The sequence below is a fragment of the Shinella lacus genome (assembly GCF_010994755.1).
In the GTDB taxonomy this organism is placed as follows: Bacteria; Pseudomonadota; Alphaproteobacteria; order Rhizobiales; family Rhizobiaceae; genus Shinella; species Shinella lacus.
In genome coordinates this window covers 523,061-546,968 of the sequence record NZ_WHSB02000002.1, presented here as the reverse complement: position 1 = coordinate 546,968, position 23,908 = coordinate 523,061, and the positions used below count along the sequence as shown (strand labels likewise).

The 23,908-nt window shown below is 63.9% G+C and carries 20 protein-coding genes; 10 read left to right on the top strand and 10 right to left on the bottom strand.

Going from position 1 to position 23,908, the window contains the following annotated elements; genetic code table 11:
• Nucleotides 1–44 precede the first annotated feature (44 nt).
• Genes GB927_RS07125 through GB927_RS07105 form a run of 5 tightly spaced genes read right to left on the bottom strand, consistent with a single transcriptional unit; the run spans nucleotide 45 to nucleotide 5,515 of the window.
• Nucleotides 45–1,268, bottom strand: coding sequence for a molybdopterin molybdotransferase MoeA (locus GB927_RS07125; protein ID WP_256115975.1), 1,224 nt, complete (start codon nucleotides 1,266–1,268; stop codon nucleotides 45–47).
• Nucleotides 1,268–1,765 (bottom strand): cyclic pyranopterin monophosphate synthase MoaC, encoded by a 498-nt coding sequence (gene moaC / locus GB927_RS07120; RefSeq protein WP_256115974.1) that lies wholly within the window; start codon nucleotides 1,763–1,765, stop codon nucleotides 1,268–1,270. Before moaC ends, GB927_RS07125 begins: the two co-directional genes overlap by 1 nt.
• Nucleotides 1,762–2,577, bottom strand: coding sequence for an indole-3-glycerol phosphate synthase TrpC (gene trpC / locus GB927_RS07115; RefSeq protein WP_256115973.1), 816 nt, complete (start codon nucleotides 2,575–2,577; stop codon nucleotides 1,762–1,764). Before trpC ends, moaC begins: the two co-directional genes overlap by 4 nt.
• Nucleotides 2,578–2,585: 8 nt before the next feature.
• Entirely contained in the window at nucleotides 2,586–3,608 is a 1,023-nt protein-coding gene (gene trpD / locus GB927_RS07110) for an anthranilate phosphoribosyltransferase (protein WP_256115972.1), read from the bottom strand.
• A gap of 17 nt (nucleotides 3,609–3,625) precedes the next feature.
• A complete protein-coding gene (locus tag GB927_RS07105; RefSeq protein WP_256115971.1) occupies nucleotides 3,626–5,515 on the bottom strand; it encodes a peptidylprolyl isomerase in 1,890 nt (629 codons plus the stop codon).
• A gap of 284 nt (nucleotides 5,516–5,799) precedes the next feature.
• On the opposite strand from GB927_RS07105, the gene GB927_RS07100 reads away from it, so the two are divergent.
• The 5 genes from GB927_RS07100 (at nucleotide 5,800) to GB927_RS07080 (ending at nucleotide 12,070) form a co-directional block, all read left to right on the top strand.
• Nucleotides 5,800–7,446 (top strand): Na/Pi cotransporter family protein, encoded by a 1,647-nt coding sequence (locus GB927_RS07100; RefSeq protein ID WP_256115969.1) that lies wholly within the window; start codon nucleotides 5,800–5,802, stop codon nucleotides 7,444–7,446.
• 69 nt (nucleotides 7,447–7,515) lie between these two features.
• Nucleotides 7,516–8,895 (top strand): bifunctional UDP-N-acetylglucosamine diphosphorylase/glucosamine-1-phosphate N-acetyltransferase GlmU, encoded by a 1,380-nt coding sequence (gene glmU, locus GB927_RS07095; protein ID WP_256115968.1) that lies wholly within the window; start codon nucleotides 7,516–7,518, stop codon nucleotides 8,893–8,895.
• 114 nt (nucleotides 8,896–9,009) lie between these two features.
• Entirely contained in the window at nucleotides 9,010–10,836 is a 1,827-nt protein-coding gene (gene glmS / locus GB927_RS07090; protein ID WP_256115967.1) for a glutamine--fructose-6-phosphate transaminase (isomerizing), read from the top strand.
• Nucleotides 10,833–11,327 (top strand): GNAT family N-acetyltransferase, encoded by a 495-nt coding sequence (locus tag GB927_RS07085; RefSeq protein ID WP_256115966.1) that lies wholly within the window; start codon nucleotides 10,833–10,835, stop codon nucleotides 11,325–11,327. The genes glmS and GB927_RS07085 overlap by 4 nt, the downstream gene beginning before the upstream one ends.
• A gap of 35 nt (nucleotides 11,328–11,362) precedes the next feature.
• Nucleotides 11,363–12,070 (top strand): DUF502 domain-containing protein, encoded by a 708-nt coding sequence (locus tag GB927_RS07080; protein ID WP_256115965.1) that lies wholly within the window; start codon nucleotides 11,363–11,365, stop codon nucleotides 12,068–12,070.
• A gap of 12 nt (nucleotides 12,071–12,082) precedes the next feature.
• Here the strand turns inward: GB927_RS07080 and GB927_RS07075 are convergent, their stop codons facing one another.
• Both GB927_RS07075 and GB927_RS07070 read right to left on the bottom strand, forming a co-directional pair.
• On the bottom strand, nucleotides 12,083–12,667 hold the full coding sequence (locus GB927_RS07075; RefSeq protein ID WP_256115964.1) for an NAD(P)H-dependent oxidoreductase: 585 nt from the start codon (nucleotides 12,665–12,667) through the stop codon (nucleotides 12,083–12,085).
• Nucleotides 12,668–12,910: 243 nt separating this feature from the next.
• Nucleotides 12,911–15,712, bottom strand: coding sequence for a S8 family serine peptidase (locus tag GB927_RS07070; RefSeq protein WP_256115963.1), 2,802 nt, complete (start codon nucleotides 15,710–15,712; stop codon nucleotides 12,911–12,913).
• Between the two features lie 137 nt (nucleotides 15,713–15,849).
• Between GB927_RS07070 and GB927_RS07065 the strand changes: the two genes are divergently transcribed.
• Both GB927_RS07065 and GB927_RS07060 read left to right on the top strand, forming a co-directional pair.
• On the top strand, nucleotides 15,850–16,872 hold the full coding sequence (locus GB927_RS07065; RefSeq protein ID WP_256115962.1) for a helix-turn-helix domain-containing protein: 1,023 nt from the start codon (nucleotides 15,850–15,852) through the stop codon (nucleotides 16,870–16,872).
• 119 nt (nucleotides 16,873–16,991) lie between these two features.
• Entirely contained in the window at nucleotides 16,992–17,555 is a 564-nt protein-coding gene (locus tag GB927_RS07060; RefSeq protein WP_256115961.1) for a hypothetical protein, read from the top strand.
• Between the two features lie 16 nt (nucleotides 17,556–17,571).
• Here the strand turns inward: GB927_RS07060 and gntR are convergent, their stop codons facing one another.
• The 3 genes from gntR to GB927_RS07045 form a co-directional block, all read right to left on the bottom strand.
• A complete protein-coding gene (gene gntR, locus GB927_RS07055) occupies nucleotides 17,572–18,627 on the bottom strand; it encodes an HTH-type transcriptional regulator GntR (RefSeq protein ID WP_256115960.1) in 1,056 nt (351 codons plus the stop codon).
• 104 nt (nucleotides 18,628–18,731) lie between these two features.
• Nucleotides 18,732–18,941 carry a tautomerase family protein gene (locus GB927_RS07050; protein WP_256115959.1) on the bottom strand — a complete coding sequence of 70 codons (210 nt, stop codon included), beginning with the start codon at nucleotides 18,939–18,941 and terminating at the stop codon, nucleotides 18,732–18,734.
• Nucleotides 18,942–18,956: 15 nt separating this feature from the next.
• Nucleotides 18,957–19,868: an SMP-30/gluconolactonase/LRE family protein gene (locus GB927_RS07045; RefSeq protein ID WP_256115958.1), complete on the bottom strand. Its 912-nt coding sequence runs from the start codon at nucleotides 19,866–19,868 to the stop codon at nucleotides 18,957–18,959.
• A 318-nt stretch (nucleotides 19,869–20,186) separates the two neighbouring features.
• Between GB927_RS07045 and GB927_RS07040 the strand changes: the two genes are divergently transcribed.
• The 3 genes from GB927_RS07040 (at nucleotide 20,187) to GB927_RS07030 (ending at nucleotide 23,900) form a co-directional block, all read left to right on the top strand.
• The gene (locus tag GB927_RS07040) at nucleotides 20,187–21,311 is read left to right on the top strand and encodes a sugar ABC transporter substrate-binding protein (protein WP_256115957.1); all 1,125 of its coding nucleotides are present in this window, start codon (nucleotides 20,187–20,189) and stop codon (nucleotides 21,309–21,311) included.
• Between the two features lie 70 nt (nucleotides 21,312–21,381).
• On the top strand, nucleotides 21,382–22,923 hold the full coding sequence (locus GB927_RS07035; protein ID WP_256115956.1) for a sugar ABC transporter ATP-binding protein: 1,542 nt from the start codon (nucleotides 21,382–21,384) through the stop codon (nucleotides 22,921–22,923).
• Nucleotides 22,920–23,900, top strand: coding sequence for an ABC transporter permease (locus tag GB927_RS07030; RefSeq protein WP_256115955.1), 981 nt, complete (start codon nucleotides 22,920–22,922; stop codon nucleotides 23,898–23,900). Before GB927_RS07035 ends, GB927_RS07030 begins: the two co-directional genes overlap by 4 nt.
• Nucleotides 23,901–23,908 lie beyond the last annotated feature (8 nt).

Here is a 23,908-nt window from a genome sequence, read left to right as displayed (position 1 = left end):
TGTTCCATATGTGTTCTGCAAGGCCTTGGAAATAATAATATTGTTCAGGCGGAGGGTTCGCGCAGGAGAAGGACTTCGCAGGGATCGCCTTCGGGCACGGCCGGGGCGTATGGCGGGCGGATCAGCAGGCCTTCCGATTCGGCGAAGACCTTCATCATCGAGGAATCCTGCTTGCCGAAGGGGGTGACGCGCAGGTCGCCGGCCGGTCCCCGGATTATGCGGGCGCGAACATAATCCTGCCGCTGGTCGTTTTCCTTGAGCGGCACGGCGGCGATGGCCGGGTGCCGGCGGTTTTTTGCGGGCAGGCGGGCGAGGCGGCGCACCAGCGGCTCCAGGAAGAGCAGCGAGCAGACGAGGCTGGAGACCGGGTTGCCGGGAAGGCCCAGAACCTGGATATCCCCCAGCCGGCCGACCATCAGCGGTTTTCCGGGGCGCATGGCGATGCGCCAGAAATCGAGTTCCATGCCGGCCTCGCCGAGCACCGGCTGCACGAGATCGAAATCACCGACGGAGGCGCCGCCGAGCGTCACGAGCACGTCGATATCGAGCGTCAGCGCGTTGCGCACGGCTTCCAGGATCGCCTGCTTGTCGTCGCCGACGATGCCGAGGTCGATCACCTCCGCGCCGGCCGCCCGCGCGAGCGCCGAAACGCCGTAGGTGTTGGAGGCGATGATCTGGCTGGCGCCGGGCGGCGTTCCGGGCGGGACGAGCTCGTCGCCGGTCGCAAGCACCGCGATGCGCGGGCGGGCGTAGACTGTCAGCGCCGGATGGTTCATCGCGGCGGCGACGGTCAGGCGGCCGGCATCGAGCACGGCGCCGGCCTTCAGCACGGTCTCGCCTTCGGAAAAATCCTGCCCGCGCGGGCGGACATGGCGGCCCTTCGGCGTTAGGAAGGTCGTGCGGATATGGCCGTCTTCCAGCTTTTCCGCGTCTTCCTGAAGAAGCACGGTATCGGCGAACGCGGGCAAGGGCGCGCCGGTGAAGATGCGCACGGCCTCGCCGGGGCCGGCGGAGCCTTCGAAAGCATGGCCGGCGGAGGAGAGGCCGACGACCTTCAGGATGGCGCCGAGCGTTGCGATATCCGCGTGGCGAACGGCGTAGCCGTCCATGGCGGAATTGTCGAAGGGCGGCTGGGTCAGGCGCGCGGCGATGTCTTCGGCGAGCACGCGGCCTTGCGCGTCATGCAGCGAAACCGTCTCCGTCCGCTGTGTCGGCTTGGCCCGGGAAAGCAGGCGGTCGAGGGCGTCGGCGACGGGGAGGAGCGACATCAGGCGTTTGCCCGCTTGTAGTCGCCGGAGCGGCCGCCGGATTTTTCGACGAGCCGGATGCCGCCGACCTCCATCTCGCGGTCGGCGGCTTTCGCCATGTCGTAGATGGTGAGGCAGGCGACGCTGACGGCGGTGAGCGCCTCCATCTCCACGCCGGTGCGGCCGGTGAGCTTCGCCATGGCCTCGACGCGCAGGCCGGGCAGCGCGGGGTCCTCGCGGATTTCGACGGCGACCTTGGTGAGCATTAGCGGGTGGCAGAGCGGAATGAGGCTCGACGTCTGCTTGGCGGCCATGATGCCGGCAAGGCGCGCCGTGCCGATCACGTCGCCCTTCTTGGCGTCGCCCTTGAGGATGAGATCGAGGGTCGCGGGCGCCATGCGGATGAAACCTTCGGCAACGGCGATGCGCACCGTTTCCGCCTTGTCGCCGACATCCACCATGTTGGCTTCGCCGGAGGCGTCGATATGGGTCAGCTTGCCGGCCTTTTCGGCCATCATTCGGCCGCCAGCATGCCGGCGGAACCGGTCAGCAATTCTCGGGTGGCGGCGGCCACGTCCTCCTTGCGCATCAGGCTCTCGCCGACGAGGAAGGTGGAAATGCCGACCTTGCCGAGGCGTTCACAATCCGCATGGGTGAAGATGCCGCTTTCGCCGACGAGCAGCCGGTCGTCGGGCACCATGCCGGCGAGCTTTTCCGACACTGCGAGGTCGACCTCGAAGGTCCGCAGATTGCGGTTGTTGATGCCGACGAGCTTGGACTTGAGCTTCAGCGCCCGTTCCATTTCCGGTTCGTCGTGCACTTCGATCAGCACGTCCATGCCGAGCGAGAAGGCGGCATCCTCCAGCATCTTCGCATCGTCGCCGCTGAGGGACGCCATGATGATGAGGATGCAGTCGGCGCCCCAGGCGCGGGCTTCCAGCACCTGGTAGCTGTCGAACATGAAATCCTTGCGCAGCGCCGGCAGCGCGCAGGCTTGGCGAGCGGCTGTGAGGAATTCGGGCGCGCCCTGGAAGCTCGGCGTGTCCGTCAGCACCGAAAGGCAGGCGGCGCCCCCGGCCTCATAGGCCTTGGCGAGCGCCGGCGGATCGAAATCCGGGCGGATGAGGCCTTTGGAGGGGCTGGCCTTCTTGATTTCGGCGATCAGGCCGAAACTGCCGGCAGCTTTTCTGGCCTTGAGGCTCGCGAAGAAGCCGCGCGGCGGCTCCTGGTCGCGAATCTGGGCGCGAAGTTCGGCGGGGGCCACGCGCGCCTTGGCGGCGGCGATTTCTTGCAGCTTGTAGGCTTCGATCGTCTTCAGGATATCGGTCATGGCCAATCCTACTCCGCATGGCCTTCGTTGGAAACCGAAACGAGGCGTTCGAGCACCGTGCGGGCGCGCCCGCTTTCCAGCGCCTCGGTTGCCTTCGCCATGCCGTCCTTCAGCGTTTCCGCCTTGCCGGCGATGAGAAGGGCGGCTGCGGCATTGGCGAGCGACACGTCGCGATAGGGCATGTGCGCGCCGCCGAGCACCGAGAGGAGGGCTGCGGCGTTGTGCGCGCCATCGCCGCCGCGGATATCGTCGAGCGTCACCTGGGGCAGGCCGAAATCGGCGGGCGTCAGCTCGAAGGTGCGGATTTTGCCGTCTTCGAGGGCTGCGACCTGTGTGGTGCCCGTCGTGGTGATTTCATCGAGGCCGGAGCCGTGCACGACCCAGATGCTCTCGGAGCCGAGATCGCGCAGCACTTCGGCAAGCGGCACCAGCCATTGCGGCGCGAAGACGCCGAGGAGCTGGCGCTTGACGCCGCCGGGATTGGAAAGCGGACCGAGCAGGTTGAAGATCGTGCGCGTGCCGAGCTCGACGCGCGACGGCCCGACATGTTTCATCGCCGGATGGTGCAGCTGCGCGAACATGAAGCCGAGGCCGGCATCGTGCACGCAGCGGGCGATTTCGGCGGGGCCGATATCGAGCTTCACGCCGAGGCAAGAAAGCGCATCCGCCGTGCCCGCCTTGGAGCTCAGCGCCCGGTTGCCGTGTTTTGCGACGGGCACGCCGGCGCCGGCGGTGATGATCGCGGCAAGCGTCGAGATGTTGTAGGTGCCCGTGCCGTCGCCGCCCGTGCCGACGATGTCGATGGCATCCGCCGGCACCGCGACCGGCAGCATGCGGGCGCGCATCGAACCGACGGCGCCGTAGATCTCGTCGACGGTTTCGCCGCGCACGCGCAGCGCCATCAGGAAGCCGCCGATCTGCGAGGGCGTGGCGGCGCCCGACATGATGATCTCGAAGGCGCCGCGGGCGTCCTCGCGGTCGAGCGCGTTGCCGGCGGCGACCTTGGCGATATAGGATTTCAGGTCGGACATGCGGTTCCCGTCTTCCTCTATCGAGCAATGCTCTGTTCGGCGAGCGTGCGGTTGATCGAGACGCCATAGGCGGTCTGCAGCGAGCTTACCATCTGGTCGAGGATGTCGTCGCCGCTGGCGCGCGCGACGGCAGCGATCTGCTGGTCCTCGTTGGAGAGCGCGTCGGTCGCCGAATCGGTGACGACATCCGCGACCTTCAGGAGGATCTGGCCTTCGCCATCCACACCGGGCGTGTTGGCGACATGGCCGACCGGGCCGGCGAAGGCGGCGGCAACGGCGGCCGGGCTCAGCACCGGGTCCTGTGCGCTGCGGTGCAGGCCCGCCTTGTTTTCGACCGCCATGCCGAGTTCGCCGGCAATCGCGGCGAGGTCGCCGCCCTTGCGCACGCGCTCGGCGAGTTCCTCTGCCTTCTTGGCGAGCGTCTGGCGCTGCTGCTCGGCCGTCCAGTCGGCCACCACGCGGTCACGCACCTCGTCAAGCGTGCGGTCGCGATCCGGGATCACGTCGAGCACTTCGAACCAGGCATAGCCTTCGCGGCCGACATTGGTCGGCTGGGTTTCCGTGCCGACATCCGTCTTGAAGATTTCGCCGATAAGGGCGGCCTTCTCCGGCAGGCCGTTGACCTCTTCGCCCTTCTGGTCGTTGCCCTGGGCATCGATGCCGTCGATCGTCACGGCCTTCAGGTTGTTCTTGGCGGCCGCTTCCGCAAGGCCAAGGCCCTCGGCGCGGCTGTCCTCCATGCGGTCATGCACCGCGAGAATGCCGTCGGCAGCTTCGCTCAGCGCCAGTTCGCTGCGCAGCTCTTCCTTCACCTCGTCGAAGGTCTTGAGGTTTTCCGGGCGGATGTTGGTCACGCGCAAGATGATCGGGCCGAAGGTGCCGTCGATGACCGGCGTCGTGCCGCCGTCCGTGGCAACGGCGAAGGCGGGTTCGGCGAACTTCTGGTCCGGCACGTTCGCCTGCGTGAAGTCGCCCAGCAGCACGTCGGTCGCCGTCTTGCTCTGTTCGGCGACCAGCGCGTCGAAGGTCGTGCCGGAGGCGAGCTTGGCGGCGGCGGCGTCGGCCGCGGCGCGATCGGGGAAGGTCAGCTGCTCGATCGTGCGCGTTGCCGGCGTGCGGTACTTTTCCTTGGTCTTCTCATAGTCGGCCTGGAGCGCTTCGTCGGTGATCGCGGCCGCGTCCATGATGTCCTTCGGCTCCAGCGCGACATAGACGACCTTGCGGTATTCCGGCGCGCGGTATCTCGCCTTGTTCTGTTCGAACCAGGGGGCGAGCACGTCGTCGCCCGGCGCCTTGACCGGGTCGATATTGGCGTTGCTGAGGATGAGGTAATCGATGGTGCGCGCTTCGTTGCGGTACTGGCGCAGCGCCTCCGTCAGCACGTCCGGCGCCTTGTAGCCGTCCGAAACGGCCTCGACGACCTGGGTGCGGATCGCCACCTGGCTGCGGTTGTTGATATAGTCGTTCTCGCGCAGGCCCGCATTGCGCAGCACCGAGGAGAAGGCGAGGCGATCGAACTGGCCGTTGACGCCGCGGAAGGCCGGATCGTCGGCGATCAACTGGGCGAGGCGGCCTTCCGACAAGCCGAGGTTCATGTCGCGCGAAAGTTGGTCTAGGGCGGCACCGGCGACGAGTTCGGCGAAGACCTGGTTCTCGATGCCGAAGGCGCGCGCCTGCTCGGCGTTCAGCCGCATGCCGAAGCGCTGCGACATGGTGGCGACCTGACGCTCATAGGCGAGGCGGAAATCCGTCGGCGAAACGCTGACGTCGCCAACGGTCACGACGGAATTCGCCGTGCCGGTGACGAGAGAGCTCGAAACGCCCCAGACAGCGAAGGAGCCGACCAGCAGGATCAGCAGGGCTTTTGCCACCCAGGTCTGGGAGGAGCGTCTCAGGGCTTCGAGCATCGTCTAAATTTCCTCAATATCGGCGGCCATGCGGCCGGAAACCGTCTCTTATCGGAAAGTTCGCGGGAATTGAAGTATGCTGGCGCTTCGCAATGCATGGGAAAACGGCCTCTGACGCAAATGTGTCAGCGGCTGCCGATTTCCTTTGCCGGCAAACGAAAGTTTTCTGAAATTATTGGCGGAATTTCGCTGTTTTGCCCTATCCGGATGCGAGACTTCGTGATCGGATGCGGGATTAAGCCGGTGAGTCCGGCGTTTTACCGGTTTGATGGAGGTGCACCGACGTGGAATCCACTGTTGTCATGATCAACCTTTTCGGCGCTGTCGCGCTGCTCCTGTTCGGGCTGGCACAGGTGAAGGACGGCATGACGCGGGCTTTCGGCGTGCGGTTGCGCTCCGGGCTGGCGCTCGGCACGCGCGGGCCGTTCCGCTCCTTCTTCGCCGGTTTCGTCGCGACGATCGCCCTCCAGAGTTCCACGGCGACGGCGCTGATGACCGCCTCCTTCGTCGAGCGCAAGCTCGTGCAGGCCCGCATGGCGCAGATCGTGCTGCTCGGTGCCAATGTCGGCACGGCCGTCACCGCCTGGCTGGTGGCGACGGGCATCGAATCGGTCTCGCCGCTGGTCATCCTGGTCGGCGTCGTGCTCTACAAGTCGAGCGGCTCGACGGCGCGCCAGGGCCTCGGTTCCGCGCTGGTCGGCATCGGGCTGATGCTGCTGTCGCTGCATCTGCTGAGCCTTGCGACGGAGCCGATGCGCCAGTCGCCGGCACTCGCCGCCTTCCTGACGCTGCTCGACGGTGCCTGGCCGGTCGCGCTCGCCTTCTCGACCGTGCTTGCCATCATCGCCTCGTCGAGCCTTGCGGTGGTCGTGCTCATCCTGTCGCTGACGGCGATGGGCATCCTGTCGCCGGCGCTGACGGTCATCCTCGTGCTCGGCGCCAATCTCGGCGGCGCCGTGCCGCCGGTCATCGCGACGCTGAAAGCGGCGGCCTCCGCCCGGCGCGTGACGCTCGGCAATCTGCTCGTGCGGGGCGTCGGTTGCCTCGCCGTGCTGCCCTTCGCGGGGCAGGTGGCCGACCTGCTCGCGCTGCTGCCCATCCCGGCCTCCAAACTGCCGGTCGACGTGCACCTTGTCTTCAATCTGGTCGTAGCGCTCGTGCTCTGGCCGCTGTCCGGACTGGTGTCGCGGCTGATGGAAAGGCTCGTTCCGGAGGAAAAGCAGCCGGAGACGGGGCCGAAATATCTCGACGATTCGGCGCTCTCCACGCCGCTCATCGCGCTGTCAGGCGCGACGCGCGAGGTGCTGCGCGTCGGCGATCTTATTGAATCCATGCTGATCCGCTCGATGCGCGCCTTCAACGACAACAATCTCGCGCCGCTCGGCGAGATCGTCGAACTGGAGCGGCAGGTCGATGCCTTGCAGCAGGAGGTGAAGATCTACCTCTCCCGGCTCGGTCGGCAGGGCATCACCGGCGAAAGTGCGGCGCGCTCCATCGTCATCATCGACTATGCGATCAACCTCGAACATGTCGGCGACATCATCGAGAAGGGTTTGCAGGAGCAGGTGCGCAAGAAGATCGTTAACGGGCTGAAATTCTCCGACGACGGCTACAAGGAGCTTTCCAACCTGTTCAACCTGACGATCGAGAACCTGCGCATCGCCCAGACGATCTTCGTCACGCGCGACGAGGGGCTGGCGCGCCAACTGGTCGAGGTGAAGGTCGACGTGCGGCGCATGGAGAAACAGTCCTCCGAGCGGCACCTGGAGCGCCTGCGCGACGGGCGGCTCGACAGCCTCCAGACGAGTTCGCTGCATCTCGACATGCTGCGCGATCTGAAGCGTGTCAACGCGCATCTCGTCTCCGTCGCTTATCCGATCCTCGACGAAAGCGGACTGCTCACGGAAAGCCGCCTGCGCAGCGCCAATTAAATCCCTTTGTCTGCCCCCAAGGCTTTTTGCTAAGGATCGGCGACGATTTGGCGTGAACGAGGGATTCCCATGACTGCAGACCGGACGAAGCGCAACTGCCTGGCCGTGATCCTGGCCGCCGGCGAAAGCACGCGGATGAAGTCCTCGCGGTCGAAGGTGCTGCACCCCGTCGCCGGCCGGCCGATGATCGCCCATGTGGTGGATGCGCTGGCGAAGGCCGGCATTTCCGATATCGCGCTGGTGCTCGGCCGGGATGCCGAGAAGGTCGAGGCGGCGGCGAAGAATGCTGCCGTGAAAAACTCCGTGCACATCCAGACCGAACGCCTCGGCACCGCCCATGCTGTGCTTGCCGCCCGCGATGCGATCGCGAAGGGGTATGACGACGTGCTCGTCGTCTTCGGCGATACGCCGCTCATCACCGAGACGCCGCTGAAGGCCGCGCGCGACGGCCTTGCCAAGGGCATCGACGTCGTCGTCATCGGTTTCGAAACGGCCGATCCCACGGGTTATGGCCGCCTGATCGTGGAAGACGGCGAGCTGGTCGCGATCCGCGAGCAGAAGGACGCGAGCGAGGCCGAACGCGCCATCACCTATTGCAACGGCGGCCTGATGGCCATCGACGGAAGCAAGGCGCTCGACCTCATCCACCGCATCGGCAATGATAATGCTAAGGGCGAATATTATCTCACCGACATCGTCGAGGTGGTGCGCGCCTCCGGCGGCCACGCCATCGCCGTCAAGGCGCCCGAGGAGGAGCTGACCGGCTGCAACACCCGCGCCGAACTCGCCGTCATCGAGCGCCTCTGGCAGCAGCGCCGCCGGCTGGAGATGATGCTGGACGGCGTGTCGATGATCGCGCCCGAAACCGTCTTCCTCGCCTTTGACACGAAGATCGAGCGCGACGTGACGATCGAGCCGAACGTTTTCTTCGGCCCGGGCGTGACGATCGAAAGCGGCGCGCTCATCCATTCCTTCTCGCATATCGAGGGGGCGCATATCGCGGTGGATGCCGAAGTCGGCCCCTATGCGCGGCTGCGTCCGGGCGCCAATCTCGGAGAAGGCTCGAAGGTCGGCAATTTCTGCGAGGTGAAGAAGGCGGAGATCGGCCGGGGCGCCAAGGTCAACCACCTTACCTATATCGGTGATGCCATCATCGGCGAAAAGACGAATATCGGCGCCGGCACCATCACGTGTAACTATGACGGCATCAACAAGCACCTGACGCAGATCGGCGCCCATGCGTTCATCGGCTCCAATTCGTCGCTCGTCGCCCCGGTTTCGATCGGCAACGGTGCCTATATCGCGTCCGGCAGCGTCATCACCATGGACGTGCCGGACGATGCCGTCGCCTTCGCCCGTGCCCGGCAGGAGAACAAGGAGGGCCGGGCGGTCCTCATCCGCGAGCGCAACCAGGCGATCAAGGATGCCAAGAAGAAGGCCGCCGAATAGGCCCAGCCAGCATTAACGCTTGCAATCGAAAGTGAGTGCCGGCGAGTTGCGCCGCAGCAAAAAACCACTACGAAAAGAACGCAGTAGAAACTTTTCGAAAGCGCGGAGCGGGCCATGTGCGGAATTGTCGGTATCGTCGGAAACCAGCCTGTCGCCGGCCGGCTTGTCGATGCGCTGAAGCGCCTTGAATACCGCGGCTACGATTCCGCCGGCGTGGCCACCATCGTCGATGGCAAGCTCGAGCGTCGCCGCGCAGAAGGCAAACTCTTCAACCTGGAAAAGCGCCTTTCCGAAGAGCCGCTTGCCGGCACCCTCGGCATCGCCCACACCCGCTGGGCGACGCACGGCGCGCCGACGGAAGCCAATGCCCACCCGCATTTCGTCGATGGCGTCGCCGTCGTGCACAACGGCATCATCGAGAACTTTTCCGAGCTGAAGGACGAACTCATCGCCGGGGGCGCCACCTTCGCCACGCAGACCGACACCGAGGTCGTCGCCCAGCTCGTAGCAAAATACCGCCGCGACGGTCTCGGCCGGCGCGAGGCGATGCATGCCATGCTGCGCCGCGTCACCGGCGCCTATGCGCTCGCCGTGATCTTCGAAGACGATCCGTCGACCATCATGGCCGCCCGCAGCGGCCCGCCGCTTGCCATCGGCTACGGCCGTGGCGAAATGTTCCTCGGCTCCGACGCCATCGCGCTTGCGCCCTTCACCAACGAAATCACCTATCTCGTCGATGGCGACTGGGCGGTGATCGGCCGTGACGGCGCGCATATCTTCGGCCTCGACGGCAACCGCGTCGAGCGTCCGCGCCAGGTGTCTTCCGCTGCCGCCTATCTCATCGACAAGGGCAACCACCGGCACTTCATGGAAAAGGAAATCCATGAACAGCCGGAAGCGATTTCGCACGCGCTCAGCCATTATGTCGATTTCCTCGCCCATACGGTGCGCCCCATCGCCTCGGCGATCGATTTCGCCAAGGTGCCGAGCCTTGCCATTTCCGCCTGCGGCACGGCCTATCTCGCCGGCCTCGTCGGCAAATACTGGTTCGAGCGTTATGCCCGCCTGCCGGTGGAGATCGACGTCGCATCGGAATTCCGCTACCGCGAGATCCCGCTGAACCCGGCCTCGGCCGCGCTCTTCATCTCGCAGTCCGGCGAAACCGCCGATACCCTGGCCTCGCTGCGTTACTGCAAGGAAAACGGCCTGAAGATCGGCGCGGTGGTCAACACGCGCGAATCGTCGATCGCCCGCGAGTCGGACGCTGTCTTCCCGATCCTCGCCGGCCCGGAAATCGGCGTCGCCTCCACCAAGGCCTTCACCTGCCAGCTCGCAGTTCTGGCGGCACTCGCCGTCGGTGCGGGCAGGGCGCGCGGCACGATCAGCGAGGCCGAGGAGAAGGCGCTGGTGCGCAACCTCGCCGAAATGCCGCGCATCATGGCGGGTGTGCTCAACACCATCCAGCCGTCGATCGAGCAGCTTTCGCGCGAGCTTTCGAAGTGCAAGGACGTGCTCTATCTCGGCCGCGGCACCAGCTATCCGCTGGCGATGGAAGGCGCGCTGAAGCTCAAGGAAATCTCCTATATCCACGCCGAAGGCTATGCCGCCGGCGAGCTGAAACACGGGCCGATCGCGCTGATCGACGAGAACATGCCGGTGATCGTGATTGCGCCGCACGACCGCTTCTTCGACAAGACCGTCTCGAACATGCAGGAAGTGGCGGCGCGGGGCGGCCGGATCATCTTCATCACCGACGAGAAGGGTGCGGCGGCCTCGAAGCTCGAAACCATGGCGACGATCGTGCTGCCGAATGTCGACGAGATCATCGCGCCGATGATCTACTCGCTGCCGATCCAGCTTCTCGCCTATCACACCGCCGTCTTCATGGGCACGGATGTCGACCAGCCGCGCAACCTCGCCAAATCCGTGACGGTGGAATGATCATCCGGCCGGAACAGGCCGGCGATATCGATGCGATTCGCACGCTGACGGAGACCGCGTTCAAGACGGCGCCGCACGCCGACGGCACGGAGCACATCATCATCGACCGCCTGCGCGCTGCTGGCGCCTTGACGCTCTCGCTCGTCGCGGAGGCGGATGGCGTGGTCGTCGGCCATGTCGCCTTCTCGCCGGTCATGGTCTCCGATGGCAGCACGGACTGGTACGGCCTCGGCCCGATTTCCGTCGATCCCACCCGCCAGGGCGAGGGCATCGGCAGCAAGCTGGTGCGCGAAGGGCTTTCGCAATTGAAGGCGCTCGGTGCGAGCGGCTGCGTGCTTTTAGGCAATCCCGCCTATTACGGCCGTTTCGGCTTTGCGCCGGACCCCAAACTGACGCTGGACGGGGTGCCCCCGGAGTATTTCATGCGTGTGGCGTTTTCACCGGTTTACGGCGGCGGAACCGTTTCCTATCATCCGGGTTTCTACGGCTGAGCGCCCTCCCACGCTTGCCAGACCCTGGATACCCGATGACCGAACTCGTCCCGAGACAGTCGCTTGCCACGCGGCTGCGCAACAATTTCCTGACCGGCCTCGTGATCTGCGCGCCGATCGCCATCACCATATGGCTGACCTGGACCTTCATCCGCTGGGCGGACAGCTGGGTGAAGCCCTATATTCCGGCACAATACAATCCGGAGAACTACCTCCAGTTCGCCATTCCCGGCTTCGGTCTCCTGACCGCGCTGATCCTGATCACGCTGGTCGGCTTCCTCGGCAAGAACCTCATCGGCCGCACGATCGTCGAGTTCGGCGATTCCCTGTTCAACCGCACGCCGCTGGTGCGCACGGTGCACAAGAGCCTGAAGCAGATCTTCGAGACCGTGCTGAAGGACAAGGGCACGTCGTTCAACAAGGCGGCGATGATCGAATATCCGAGCCCCGGCCTCTGGGCGATCGTCTTCGTGGCGACGGATGCGCGCGGCGAGATCGCCGCGAAATTCAAGTCGATGGGCAAGGACATGGTCGCCTGCTTCCTGCCGCCGACGCCGTTCCCGACGGCAGGTTTCCTCGTCTATGTGCCGCGTGAAAAGCTGGTGCCGCTCGACATGAGCGCCGAGGACGCCGCCAAGCTCATCATCTCCGTTGGCCTGGTTACGCCACCGGAAAAGACGCTGCAACTCATCGAGAGCGAGGAGCAGCGCAAGGCCAAGGCGAAGAGCAAGAAGAAGAGCTGAGAGAGCCGGGCGTCAACCTGCGAAAAGGGACCGGCCGATGGTACGCACCGTATCGAGGTGGGCTTCGTGGGATCTCTCATCCGGCACCAGCAGTTCCGACCTCGCGACAGGCGCGCCGCAATAGTCGAAGATGCCATGATCGATCTGCGTCTTCATGGCGCCGAAATAGCCGTGCCGCGCATAGGTCCGCATGTTGGCCCCGGCGACCGCGATCAGATGGACCGGAAGCCGGCCGAGTTTTCGCACGATCCTGCCATCCGGCTCTTCCACATAGGCCCAGCCGTTCGTGAAAACCCGGTCGATCCAGCCCTTGAGCAATCCGGGAAAGGACCACCAAAAGACCGGATAGACCAGAACCAGCGCGTCGCTCCGGTCAAGCCGCGCCTGTTCGGCTGCTACGTCGGCAGGCAGCTTGCCTTCACCGACAAAAAAGGCGTGATCCTGCGCGGAGAAACGCGGGTCGAACCCCTCCGCGGCAAGGTCCGCGATCTCGAAGGAATGGGCGCCGGAGGCTGCAATTCCCTCCGCGACTTGGTTTGCGATGGAATGGGTGAAGGAGCCCGGTTTGGGGTGTGAAACGACGATGAGCGCGTGCATGGAACCCTCTGAATATCGATATCGTCAGCGTTACCGCGGGCAGCAGGTAAAATTGCTCACTATATACCTTTGGTAAGTTACGAAAGGTATATAGTGAGCTTTGCTGACTTTGCAAGATCTCGAGGAAATGGTTCACGACGTCGCAGGCGGCGCCTTGTAGATGGTGCTGCTCGCACTGTATGTCGATTCTGAAACCCACTACGACGCGTGGTAGGACGTGCGTTGACCGGGCACAACGCGAGCCTAGAAGGCCACGCTGAGATAACCCTTGATCGACGAGAAATGCGACGTGTCCGCGAATACGCCGCGATATCCGAGGCCTACTTTCGTTTTCGGGTCTAGAATGTAGTCTACATTCAGGTCCAAGCGTGCAGCATCGCGCGCTAGGGCGGCACCGACGACCTTGAAGGGCGTACCACCCGGGAACCGAACATCGGCCGTGCCTTGCACGTCGCCGTAAAGATGTTGCCAGCCGAGCAGGGCGCTTGCCGAGAACGTGGCGGCGTCCACCTCGAAATCGGTCGAGATGCGCGTGCCGATGAGGGTTACGCCGATATCGCTCGACGAGACGGCTCCGGAGAGCGCTGCGGACCCGCCGCTTTCCTTGAAGCTGCTCCCCTTTACACTCAGATAAGCACCCGAAACGAAGGGATTGAGATAAAACTCTCCTACCGTTGCCCTGTAACCGATTTCGCCAAAAACCTGCGCGGTCCTGGTGTCGTAGGAGGCCGTCAGCGTCTCGGTGAAACCGCCGAATGCCGGCGTGCGCCGCGTCGTCATGTCGGACCAAGTGTAGGACGCGCCGATGCTGGCGTCGAAGGACCCGAACGCGGTCGAACCATAGGTCACGATGTCGTAGTGGGTGGCTTTGACGGAAGCGTTCTGGCTTCCGACATCGCCGTTGCTGTGACCCAAGCCGGCGGCAAGGCCAAAACGGCCGATATCGCCAATGCCTGCATCCAGGCCGTACAGCATGTTTGCCATTCCCCAATCGAATGTTTCGGCGCCCCCGCCATCTGCCGCGCCCCAGCCGCCATTGGCTGATGACCAGAACGTTGCGCGATCATCGAGACCGTCCGCTGCGAAGGCGGCTCGGATACGTTGTGCGATCGCGTCCTGCGTCGCGTTGGCGTGAGTGACATGTAATGTGTTTGCCGATGCGTACGCCTCACCCGAGAGCTGGCCGAGCGCATTGGCGAGCCGGTCTGCATCCGTCCCGTAAAGGCCCGTGAAAAGTGCGTTTGTACGCGGGCCGGGGTCGGGGCGGATCTCGTCCAGCGCCTTGCCAACGGCATCCACGTTGCGCGTGGTGCTGAGGCCGTGCGATGCCAGATCGCCATAGACCTGCGGCGTCACGGCCAGCGAAACGTCCGTGGTCTGGTAGAGGATATCGAGGCGGGTTCCCTTTACCAGTTCGTCCGTGCCGGGCTGAGTGAAGGCGTCGAAGCTGCCGATGATCCCGACGCTCGAATGGATGATGTTGAAGCGTGTGCCCAGTGACGCCACGTAGGTGTTCGTCGCATCGCCCGAAATTCCGCGCAGGACCGGGTCGAGCCTGCCTGCAAGGCCGATCACGCCGGCTTCGCCCGTGGTGACGAGGCGCGAATAGTTGCCGACGCCCGTTCCGGTTCCCGTGCCGTCGATGTCGAACCGGGATACGGCTGTTTCCTGTAGCGCCACGGGACCGTCCACCGTCAGCGTGCCCGGTGAATCGCCCGGTGCCAGCAGGCCGGCAACGCTCAGCGGTGCATCGATCGTACCCGTACCGCGCAGCGTCCCATCGATGCCCACGACCACCAGCGAACTCAACGTGCCGTTGACCGACAATATGCCACCATGAATTAGCGTGCCGCCGAGGTAAGTGTTCTTGCCGGTCAGGGCGAGAATTCCGTCGCCGGTTTTTGTGAGCGATCCCGCACCGTCGATATCGTTTGCGAAGGTGCCGTCATATCCCTTCGTATCGATGATCACGTCGGACACGAACCTGCCGTAGCCCTTGACCGCTTTCCCTGCATTGACCATGCCCCAGCCGAAGAGTTCCGGGTCACCCATATAGGTCGCGGTCGTCAGCAGCGTCTGCTGCAGATCCTTCGCGCTGAAGAAGGGAAAAGCCTCCTTGACCAGGGCGGCGATGCCGGAAACGACGGGCGTCGCCATCGACGTGCCATCTTCCAGCGCATAGTCGGGATCCAGTTCCCAGCCGGTGCCGAGCGGCATGGTGGAGTAAACATCTACGCCGGGGGCGACGAGGCACCATTCTGCCGCGACGCCGCATCGGTTGCTGAAATCAGCAAGCTCGCCATCGGAATTGACGGCGCCCACGACAAGCCAGTTGTCGCGCAGTTCCGGGATCCAGTAGGGCATTCCGCCCAGTGCGTCCGGCGAGGGCTGCCCCTCGTTGCCGGTCGCGAAGACCATCAGGATATCCTTTTCGGCCGTATATTTCATGGCCGCGATGGTGTCTGCATAGTTGCTTTCAAGTTCGCCCGGCTTGTAGTCCGTGACGTTGCAAGGCGGCGTGTTCACCGCGGCGCAATCGTTGATGCCGAGGCTGTTGTTGATGATGGATACGCCCTGGTCCGCCAGGAAACGCCACGAACCGGCATAGACGGCGTCCTGGTTCCTGGTGTTCTGGTCTACGATTGCGGGTGTGATCTTCGCATCGAACGCCACGCCATGCATGCCGACGCCGTCCCTGTCGGCGGCGATGATGCCGGTGACATGCGTGCCATGGGTGTCGGTATCGAAATTCGCCTTGCCGGTGATTTTCTGGTTGTTTGTAAAGTCGTAGCCGTCCAGCACGCGGCCGTCGAATTCCTTATGCCGCGTGTCCAGGCCGCTATCGAGCACGCCGACATTGACGCCACGCCCGGTATAGCCGAGTGCATAGGCGTCAGCGGCATTGACGGCGTCCAACTGCCAGCCGTTCTTGTATTCCTGTGTTTCCCAGGCGCTCTGTGCAAAGGCGCCGTTCGTGATGAAGCCCAGCAGGCTGAACGGCAAGACACTGACCGCCGTTCGCCAGAACGCATAGGTTTTCATCATGTGCTTTCCCGAATCCCAGATCGTCAATGAATTCTCTGTATTTAGCCCAGCCCGACGCATTCGTGATGAGCGTACGATCTCATCTCTGGTATAGCTGTCTCATCTAGGCTTTAGGGTAGGCGATACGGGACTGCAAGATGACTGAAACGGACGAACCGTTGCTGCTCCGCCAGCATTTCGATTCATCTGAAGTGGATCCGCAGCAATCCTTTCTCGGATGGCAACAAGTGGTCGCTCCTGTGTTCGATGTCGCGCCCGTCAATCCGGCGGCCAAGTTCGCGGCGAAGTACGACACCTATCACCTCGGCGACATTCTCATCGGCATCGGCAGTTTCGATGCGACCCTGTTCACGCGGGATCGCCAGAAGGCGCTGACTGATGGCGTCGATCATGCCCTGGTTCAGGTCTACACGGCGGGTGGCTACACCGGCCTGCTGGACGATCGTCCCATCACGGTGAGGCGTGGGGATCTCGTGACGCTTGACATGGCGCGCGAAACCCGCACGGCTTCGGTCGCGTCGGACAATATCACGGTCATGATCCCGCGCGACCTGCTCAAGGTGAGAGACATACCCCATGGGCACATGTCACAAGGCCCACGTGGCGCCATTCTCGGCGGACTGATGGCCGATCATCTTGTTTCCCTGCGCGACAGGTTGCCGAATATGCATCGCTCCATCGGTGCCGCGGTGGCCAACGCGACGCTGGCGCTCTACCACGCAGCCCTTGAGCCTATGGACGAAATGGGGGATCTGGCGCCGGTGCCTTTCAAGGACGCGCAGTTCCAGCGCGCGCGCCGCATCATCGAAAATCGCCTCGGCGACACAAGGCTGGGGGCCGAGACGCTCGCCTCCGACATGGCGCTGTCGCGCGCGACGCTGTATCGCCTTTTTGAACCCTATCAGGGCATCACCAGCTTCATCCTTGATCGCCGCCTGGCCTATGCCCGAAAGGCTTTGGGAGACGCCGAGGACACGCGGCATATCGGCATCATTGCCGCCGCTTGCGGGTTTACCGATCCATCCCATTTCAGCCGCGTCTTCCGCCGCCGGTTTGGAATAACGCCTGCCGAATTCCGCAAACAGGGACGAACCGCGCCGTCGAGTTTCGACAGCGGATCGAGCTTCGATCTGCGGCCGTGGATCAGAAACCTATCCTGAAGGGGGCTCGGCCTCTCTTTCCTGGTGGCTTCAAACGGACTTTCCAACGCATTCCCCCGCCTGTAAAGGTCGACGTGATCGATCGGCTATAAGCCTTGTGACCTGCTACGGGGTATTCGGTGAGCGAAGCATTCGCCTTCATGTTCGGCTTTTACGGCCTGCTGCTCGGCCTTGCCGTTGCCGAGGTCGCGTCCGGCTTCTCACGCGCCTATGACGAACGTCAAACCCGAGGAATGGGCATCGTCGCGCCCCTGTTCGGCATCCTTCTTCTTCTAGACTTGATCACGTTCTGGATGAATGCCTGGGCCTATCGTGAGCTGGCCGAGGTCAACTATATGTTGGCATATGTCGTCGCATTGGTCGCGTTGCTCTACTATTTCGCCGCCACCCAGGTTTTTCCGAAGGCGACGGAGAAGGACACGCTCGACAACCACATTATGGAGCACCGGCATGTCGTTGTCTTCTGCGTGCTGGCCAGCAACCTGATAACTCAGATCCCGAATGCGATTTCCGCATTCACCACGCCGTGGCCCCTATCGGACACCGCGATCTGGGCCAGCATGAACCTGATCTATTATGCACTGCTTTGCACCGCCGCCTTGGCGAAGAGCAAGAAGGTCGTGATCGTCGTCGTTGCATCCGCCATCCTGTTCGTCATCGGCGCAACAGCCATCTTCGCTTGATTGCCGACCAACTGTCTCACCGCATCGTGCTTTCGCGCGCCTGGAGTTCGAAGCCGAGGTCGATGATCGAAGGGGAAACCGGGCGGTTTGCCAGGCGGTCGAGTACCATCTGGACGGAGCGCCGACCGATCTCGTAGCGGGGGGTGCGCACGCTGGTCAGCGGCGGATAGGCGACGCGCATCATGTCGAGGTCGTTGAAGCCGCAGATGCCCATGCGGTGCGGCACGGCGATCGCCGCCCTCTGGCATTCGAACAGCACGCCCATCGCCAGGTCGTCGTTGTTGCAAAAGACGGCGTCGAGGTCGTGGGCCTTGGCCAGCGTATCGGCCAGCAACTGCCCGCCCAGCGACACGCTCGACGGGGTCAGTGTCGTGGTGACCAGCCTGGGGTCGAAGAGCTGCGCTTCCTCCAGCGACCAGCGATAACCGGCGAGGCGGCGTTGCGAGCGCGGGTCCATGCGGGCGCCGATGAAGCCGATGCGGCGATAGCCGGCCTCCAGCAGATGGTTGGTCGCCATCTTGCCGCCCTCGAAATGGGAAAAGCCGATCAGCATGTCGACCGGATCGTCGCCATGTTCCATGATCTGCACGACAGGGCAGCCGGCGGTTTCCAGCAGCTTTCGCGTCGTCTGCGTCTGGTCGATGCCCGACACGATCAGCGCCGATGGCCGCTGGCTGAGGAACATGCGGACGAGGCGTTCCTCTTCCCGGGGAGAATAGTGGGTGTTGCCCATCTGGATCTGCAGGGGGCTTTCGCCGAGCTCGTCATATATGCCGCGTACCGTGTCGGCGAAGACGATGTTGGTCAGCGACGGCACGAGAACGCCGATCACGTCGGCCCGCGAGGAGGCGAGCGCGCGGGCGTTGGGATCGGGCGCATAGCCGAGCTGCACGACCGCCGTGTCGATCTGGGCGCGCAGTTCGGCAGAGACGAGCGACGGATCGCGCAGCGCGCGCGACACCGTGATCGCGGCGACGCCGGCGAGCTTGGCGACGTCGGCGATGGTCGGCCGGCCGCTGCCGCGTCGGCTTGCCCTGCGGCCCCGGTCCTTGGAGATGATGTCGTCTGCCACGTCGGCTCCTGCCAGAGCACTCCCGGTGAAACAGGATTAGAAAAGTGCTCTATCTCTTTGTTTCTGCGCCATTCCGAACAAAAATCCGCTGCGCATTGACGGCTCTAACTTCGGAAACGCAGGGTCTCGACATCCGTGCTGCCGACATACCAGTTCCTGGCGTCGACCTCATCGAAGACGATGGAGATTTCGCGCTCGGGAAGCCCGGTTGCCTCGGCAATCGCCGCCGCGACCTTGCTGCTGATCGCAGCTTTCCTGCCTGAAGGATCGTCCGCGAGGGTCTCGCGCACGATGGTGATGCGCACAAATGGCATTGCGGGCCTCCCGCCTCAATAGAGTTTTGCACCGTTGACCATGAGCCGCACCGCATAGAGCGAACTGGTCGCGCAGATGTAGAGGATGTTGCGCTTGGGTCCGCCGAAGACGCAGTTGGCGGTGATTTCGGGAATTCGCACCTTGCCGATCAGCGTGCCGTCGGGGTGGTAGCAATGGATGCCGTCGCGGGCGCTGGTCCAGATCCGGCCTTCGTCATCCAGCCGGAAGCCGTCGAACAGGCCGACGGTGCAATCGGCAAAGACGCGCCCGCCCGAAATTTTGCCTGCGGCGTCGACGTCGAAGACGCGCATATGCGCGGGGTTTTCCGGGCCGTGCGTGCGGCCGGTATCGACGACGTAGAGCTGTTTTTCGTCGAGCGAGAAGGCAAGGCCGTTCGGCCGCACCATGTCGGTGATGACCGCGGCGACCTCGCAGGTCGCCGGGTCGACGCGGTAGACGTGGCAGGCGCCGATCTCGCTTTCGGCCTTGTGGCCTTCATAATCGGTCTCGATGCCGTAGGCGGGATCGGTGAACCAGATGGAGCCGTCCGAGCGCACGACCACGTCGTTCGGCGAGTTCAGCCGCTTGCCGTTCCAGCGTTCGGCGATCGTGGTGATGCTGCCGTCGTGCTCCGTGCGGCTCACGCGCCGCCCGCCGTGCTCGCAGGTCAACAGCCGGCCTTGCCGGTCCGTGGTGTTGCCGTTGGAGAAGTTCGACGGCTGGCGGAAGACGCTGACATGGCCGTCCGTCTCGTCGTAGCGCAGCATCCGGTCGTTGGGGATGTCCGACCAGACGACATAGCGCCCGGCGGCAAAGTAGGCCGGGCCTTCGGCCCAGCGGCATCCCGTGTGCAGCTGCTCCACCCGGGCGCTGTGATTGACCAGACGGACGAAGCGCCGGTCCAGAATTTCGAAATCGTCAGACATGGTATCTCCCCCTCATCGATTTATGATAGCGCTATCATATGGGAAGTGAATAGCTTTTTTGCGCCTACGCTATTTGAATGCGAATATTCACTGATAATGGCCGATATGCCACGCTTTTCGACCCACAAAAATTCCTTTACAATTTATCATGGTAGCGCTAACCAAATGGAGGACGGCGGCGTTTTCGGGAGGAGAACCAGGACGCTTCGTCAAGGGTTGAGCCGGGCATCCAGCGTGCCGATGCCGGTGCTATTCGTGCTGTTTCCGCCTTCGGACCGACGGCCGAAAAAGGTGCGCGCCAAAAGGGAGGAAAAGTCGATGGTGAAGTCACTCGCTGGCGGCATCGTTGCCGCTACTGCATTCCTGATGCTCGGATCCGCGGCCTATGCCGAGCCCGAGATCGTTACGGGACCGTCCGCCGAGCCGGAGTGTTTTGCACCCTGGTCCGCGGAGACCAAGTTTCTCAAATTTCCGAAGAAGGATGGGCCTTATCGCATAGCCTTGGCCAACGGCTACATCGCCAACACCTGGCGCATCCAGATGGTGCAGACCGCCAAGGCCTATGCCGCGCAATCCGACGTCGCGGCCAAGCTGAAGGAGTTCAAGGTCGTCTCGACGGGCGAGGACGTGCCCGCCCAGATCTCGGCGATCAACAACTTCATCGATTCCGGCTACGATGCCATCGTCGTCAACGCCCAGAACCCGACCGCGTTTGCGCCCGTCATCAAGCGGGCGAAGGAAGCCGGCGTCGTGCTGGTCGCCTTCGACAATATCCTGGACACCGAGGACGCCATCAACGTCAACGTCGACCAGAAGGGCTTGGGCGAACTGTGGGGCGACTGGCTGGTCAAGCACCTGCCGGAAGGCGGCAAGGTGCTGGAGGTGCGCGGCGTCGCCGGCACGTCGGTCGATACCGACCGGCACGAGGGCATTCATGAAAAGCTCAAGGCATCGGGCAAGACCTTCGATGTCACCGAGGTCATGGGCAAGTGGGACGACGGCGTGGCCCAGAAGGTGACGGCGGACGCGATCGCGACCAGCGGCCCGTTCGACGGCATTACCGGCCAGGGCGGCGATACCGGCATCGTGCAGGCGATGATCGATGCCAAACATCCCTTCGTGCCTTTTGGCGGCGAAACGGAGAATGGTTTCCGCAAGTTCTGCGCCAAGTTTGCTGCCGAAGGGCTGAAATGCACTTCTGCGGGCTCCGGTCCGGCCCAGGTCGCGGTTGCGATCAAGACCGCGATCGCAGCACTCGAAGGCCAGGTCGTGCCGCAGGAGGTCAAGCTGCCGCTGGCCATCACGTCCGATCCGGACTTCAAGGACGGGCAGGACTACTTCCCGGCCGAATCCGACAACTTCTTCGTCGGCAATGCCTTCCCGAGCTGCGGCATCAACTTCACCGCGCAGGAGATCATGGGGCAGAGCAAGGAAAACCAGTAGGCCTTGGCAAGATCGGGCATCGCGCAATCGCGCGATGCCCCCTTCGGCAAAACGGTTTTCGGGGAGAGTAATGGAAAGTGCCGCACCGCTCTTTCGCATGGAAGGCATATCGAAACGCTATGGCGGCGTCCGGGCGCTTGAAAAGGCCGACCTGTCGGTAAGGGCAGGGGCGATCCATGCCATCCTGGGCGAGAACGGCGCGGGAAAATCGACGCTGATCAAGATCATGGCGGGCGTGGTGGCGCCGGACGAGGGGCAGATGATGCTCGACGGCCGGGCGGTGGATTTCGCCTCGCCGGCGGCGGCGAATGATGCCGGCATCGTGTGCGTCTTCCAGGAACTCTCGCTGATTCCGGAACTGAGCGTCGCCGACAATATCATCATCTCCAATCCGCCGACGCGCTTCGGCATGATCGACCGCAAGGCGCAGCGGCGCCTGGCGGAAGAAGCGCTGGCGCGCGCGGGTGCCGCCGACATCCATCCTCTCTCGCTGGTCAAGGACCTGCCGCTGTCTCGCCGGCAGATGGTGGAGATCGCCAAGGCGCTTGCGCGCAAGCCGCGCATCCTCATCCTCGACGAGGCAACCTCGGCGCTGACGGCGGCCGACGTGTCGAAGGTCTTCGCGGTGCTGAAGCGCCTGCGCGCGGAAGGGCTGGCGCTGCTCTATATCTCGCACCGCATGAACGAGATCGCAGAACTGGCTGATGACTGCACGGTCTTTCGCAACGGCAGCAAGGTCGCGAGCTATCCGGCGGGCTCGAAGAGCGACGAGGAGGTCATCGAGATGATGATCGGTCGCGAATATCACAGCGTCTATCCGCCGAAGCCGGAGCGCGCCCTGCAGGGGGTGCCTGTCCTCGAAGCGCGCAATCTTTCCTGGACGGACCGTCTTCAGGACATTTCCTTTTCCCTGCATGCCGGTGAAATCCTCGGCCTCGGCGGGCTGGACGGGCAGGGGCAGCGCGACCTGCTGCTGGCGCTGTTCGGCGTGCTGCGCGGGCTGCGCGGCACGGTGCATGTGGACGGCAAGCCGGTCGGCATCGGCAGCCCGGCGCAGGCCCGCGCGCAGGGCATCGGCATGGCGCTTATCCCGGAAGACCGCAAGACCGAGGGGCTGATGCTGCCGATGACGGTGCGCGACAACCTTTCCTTCGCCTCCCTCGATCGCTTGACCCGCGGCGGCATCATCGACAGCGCGAAGGAGCAGGATTTCATCGATCGCATGATGACGCTGCTCGCCATCAAGGCCGGCAGCATCGATGCGCCGGTCGGCGCGCTTTCCGGCGGCAACCAGCAGAAGGTCGTCATCGCGAAATGGCTGATGCGCCAGCCGCGCACCATCCTGCTCAACGATCCGACGCGCGGCATCGATGTCGGGACCAAGCAGGAGATCTACCAGCTCCTGCGCCGGCTGGCGGACGAGGGCGCGGCGATCCTGTTCTATTCGACGGACTATGCCGAACTCATCGGCTGCTGCGACCGGGTCCTCGTGCTCTATGACGGGGCCGTGAAACGGGAGCTGGTGGGGGCGGAGATAACCGAACATGCCCTGATCGCCAGCGCGCTTAACATCCGCTCCGTCGAGAGCATGCACGAGGGGGCCGCGTCATGAAGGACTGGCAATACCGGCTCGCCGAGCAACGCGGTACGCTGACGGCGCTGACGATTTTCGTGGTGATGTTCGTCATCTACACGGCGAACCACCCGGCGGGTTTCACGGCCAATGTCGTGCAGACCGCGGCCAACAAGGGCGTGCTCCTCGCCTTTATCGCCATGGCGCAGACGCTGGTGGTCATCACCGCCGGCATCGACCTGTCGATCGGCATGATCTTCCTGCTCACCAATTGCCTGGCCTCCTGGCTGGTGGTCGGCACGCCGCTGGAAACGGCCTTCGGCGTCGTCGTCGTGCTGGCCGTCGGCGCGCTCTGCGGAGCGATCAACGGCGCCATCGTCATCTACGGCAGGCTCCAGCCCATCGTCGCGACGATCGCGACAGGCGCCGTCTATTTCGGCATTGCGCTGTTGCTGCGGCCGTTCCCCGGCGGCTCCGTCAACGAAGACCTCGCAGACGCCCTGACGGGGCGGATCTTCGGCAGCGTTCCGGCAAGCCTCGTCGCGCTTGCGGCGGTGGTCGTGCTGGTCTGGGTGCCGTTCAGCCGGTCGGTATATGGCCGCGCCGCCTATGCCGCCGGCTCTTCCGAAACCGCGGCCTACATGTCCGGCATGCCGATCCGGCGTGGCAAGTTCCTCGCCTATACGCTCGCGGGCTTCGTGGCGGCCATCGGCGGGCTGTTCCTCACCTTCTTCACCTATACCGGCGATGCGGCCTATGCGAGCGGCAACGCCTATACGCTGTTTTCGATTGCGGCCGTGGTGCTGGGCGGCGTGTCGCTGTTCGGCGGTAAGGGCAGCGCGATCGGCGCCGTCTTCGGCGCGCTGGCGTTCCGCACGATCGGCGACCTGCTGTTCGTGTTCGATCTCGATCCGCTCTGGCAACCGCTGTTCCAGGGCCTCATCCTGCTTGCGGCGGTCAGCCTCGGGGCTTTCGCGCTGTTCCGGGTGCGCAATCGGTTGGAGTGGTTCCTGTGAGCGAGACG

Coding starts and splice junctions, on each gene's coding strand:
- GB927_RS07070 (WP_256115963.1), bottom strand. CDS start 15,712: ATGATGAAAACCTATGCGTTCTGGCGAACGGCGGTCAGTGTCTTGCCG.
- GB927_RS07080 (WP_256115965.1), top strand. CDS start 11,363: ATGACCGAACTCGTCCCGAGACAGTCGCTTGCCACGCGGCTGCGCAAC.
- GB927_RS07085 (WP_256115966.1), top strand. CDS start 10,833: ATGATCATCCGGCCGGAACAGGCCGGCGATATCGATGCGATTCGCACG.
- GB927_RS07045 (WP_256115958.1), bottom strand. CDS start 19,868: ATGTCTGACGATTTCGAAATTCTGGACCGGCGCTTCGTCCGTCTGGTC.
- GB927_RS07035 (WP_256115956.1), top strand. CDS start 21,382: ATGGAAAGTGCCGCACCGCTCTTTCGCATGGAAGGCATATCGAAACGC.
- GB927_RS07125 (WP_256115975.1), bottom strand. CDS start 1,268: ATGTCGCTCCTCCCCGTCGCCGACGCCCTCGACCGCCTGCTTTCCCGG.
- GB927_RS07075 (WP_256115964.1), bottom strand. CDS start 12,667: ATGCACGCGCTCATCGTCGTTTCACACCCCAAACCGGGCTCCTTCACC.
- GB927_RS07040 (WP_256115957.1), top strand. CDS start 20,187: ATGGTGAAGTCACTCGCTGGCGGCATCGTTGCCGCTACTGCATTCCTG.
- trpD (WP_256115972.1), bottom strand. CDS start 3,608: ATGTCCGACCTGAAATCCTATATCGCCAAGGTCGCCGCCGGCAACGCG.
- GB927_RS07065 (WP_256115962.1), top strand. CDS start 15,850: ATGACTGAAACGGACGAACCGTTGCTGCTCCGCCAGCATTTCGATTCA.
- trpC (WP_256115973.1), bottom strand. CDS start 2,577: ATGACCGATATCCTGAAGACGATCGAAGCCTACAAGCTGCAAGAAATC.
- GB927_RS07050 (WP_256115959.1), bottom strand. CDS start 18,941: ATGCCATTTGTGCGCATCACCATCGTGCGCGAGACCCTCGCGGACGAT.
- GB927_RS07105 (WP_256115971.1), bottom strand. CDS start 5,515: ATGCTCGAAGCCCTGAGACGCTCCTCCCAGACCTGGGTGGCAAAAGCC.
- glmS (WP_256115967.1), top strand. CDS start 9,010: ATGTGCGGAATTGTCGGTATCGTCGGAAACCAGCCTGTCGCCGGCCGG.
- glmU (WP_256115968.1), top strand. CDS start 7,516: ATGACTGCAGACCGGACGAAGCGCAACTGCCTGGCCGTGATCCTGGCC.
- moaC (WP_256115974.1), bottom strand. CDS start 1,765: ATGATGGCCGAAAAGGCCGGCAAGCTGACCCATATCGACGCCTCCGGC.
- GB927_RS07030 (WP_256115955.1), top strand. CDS start 22,920: ATGAAGGACTGGCAATACCGGCTCGCCGAGCAACGCGGTACGCTGACG.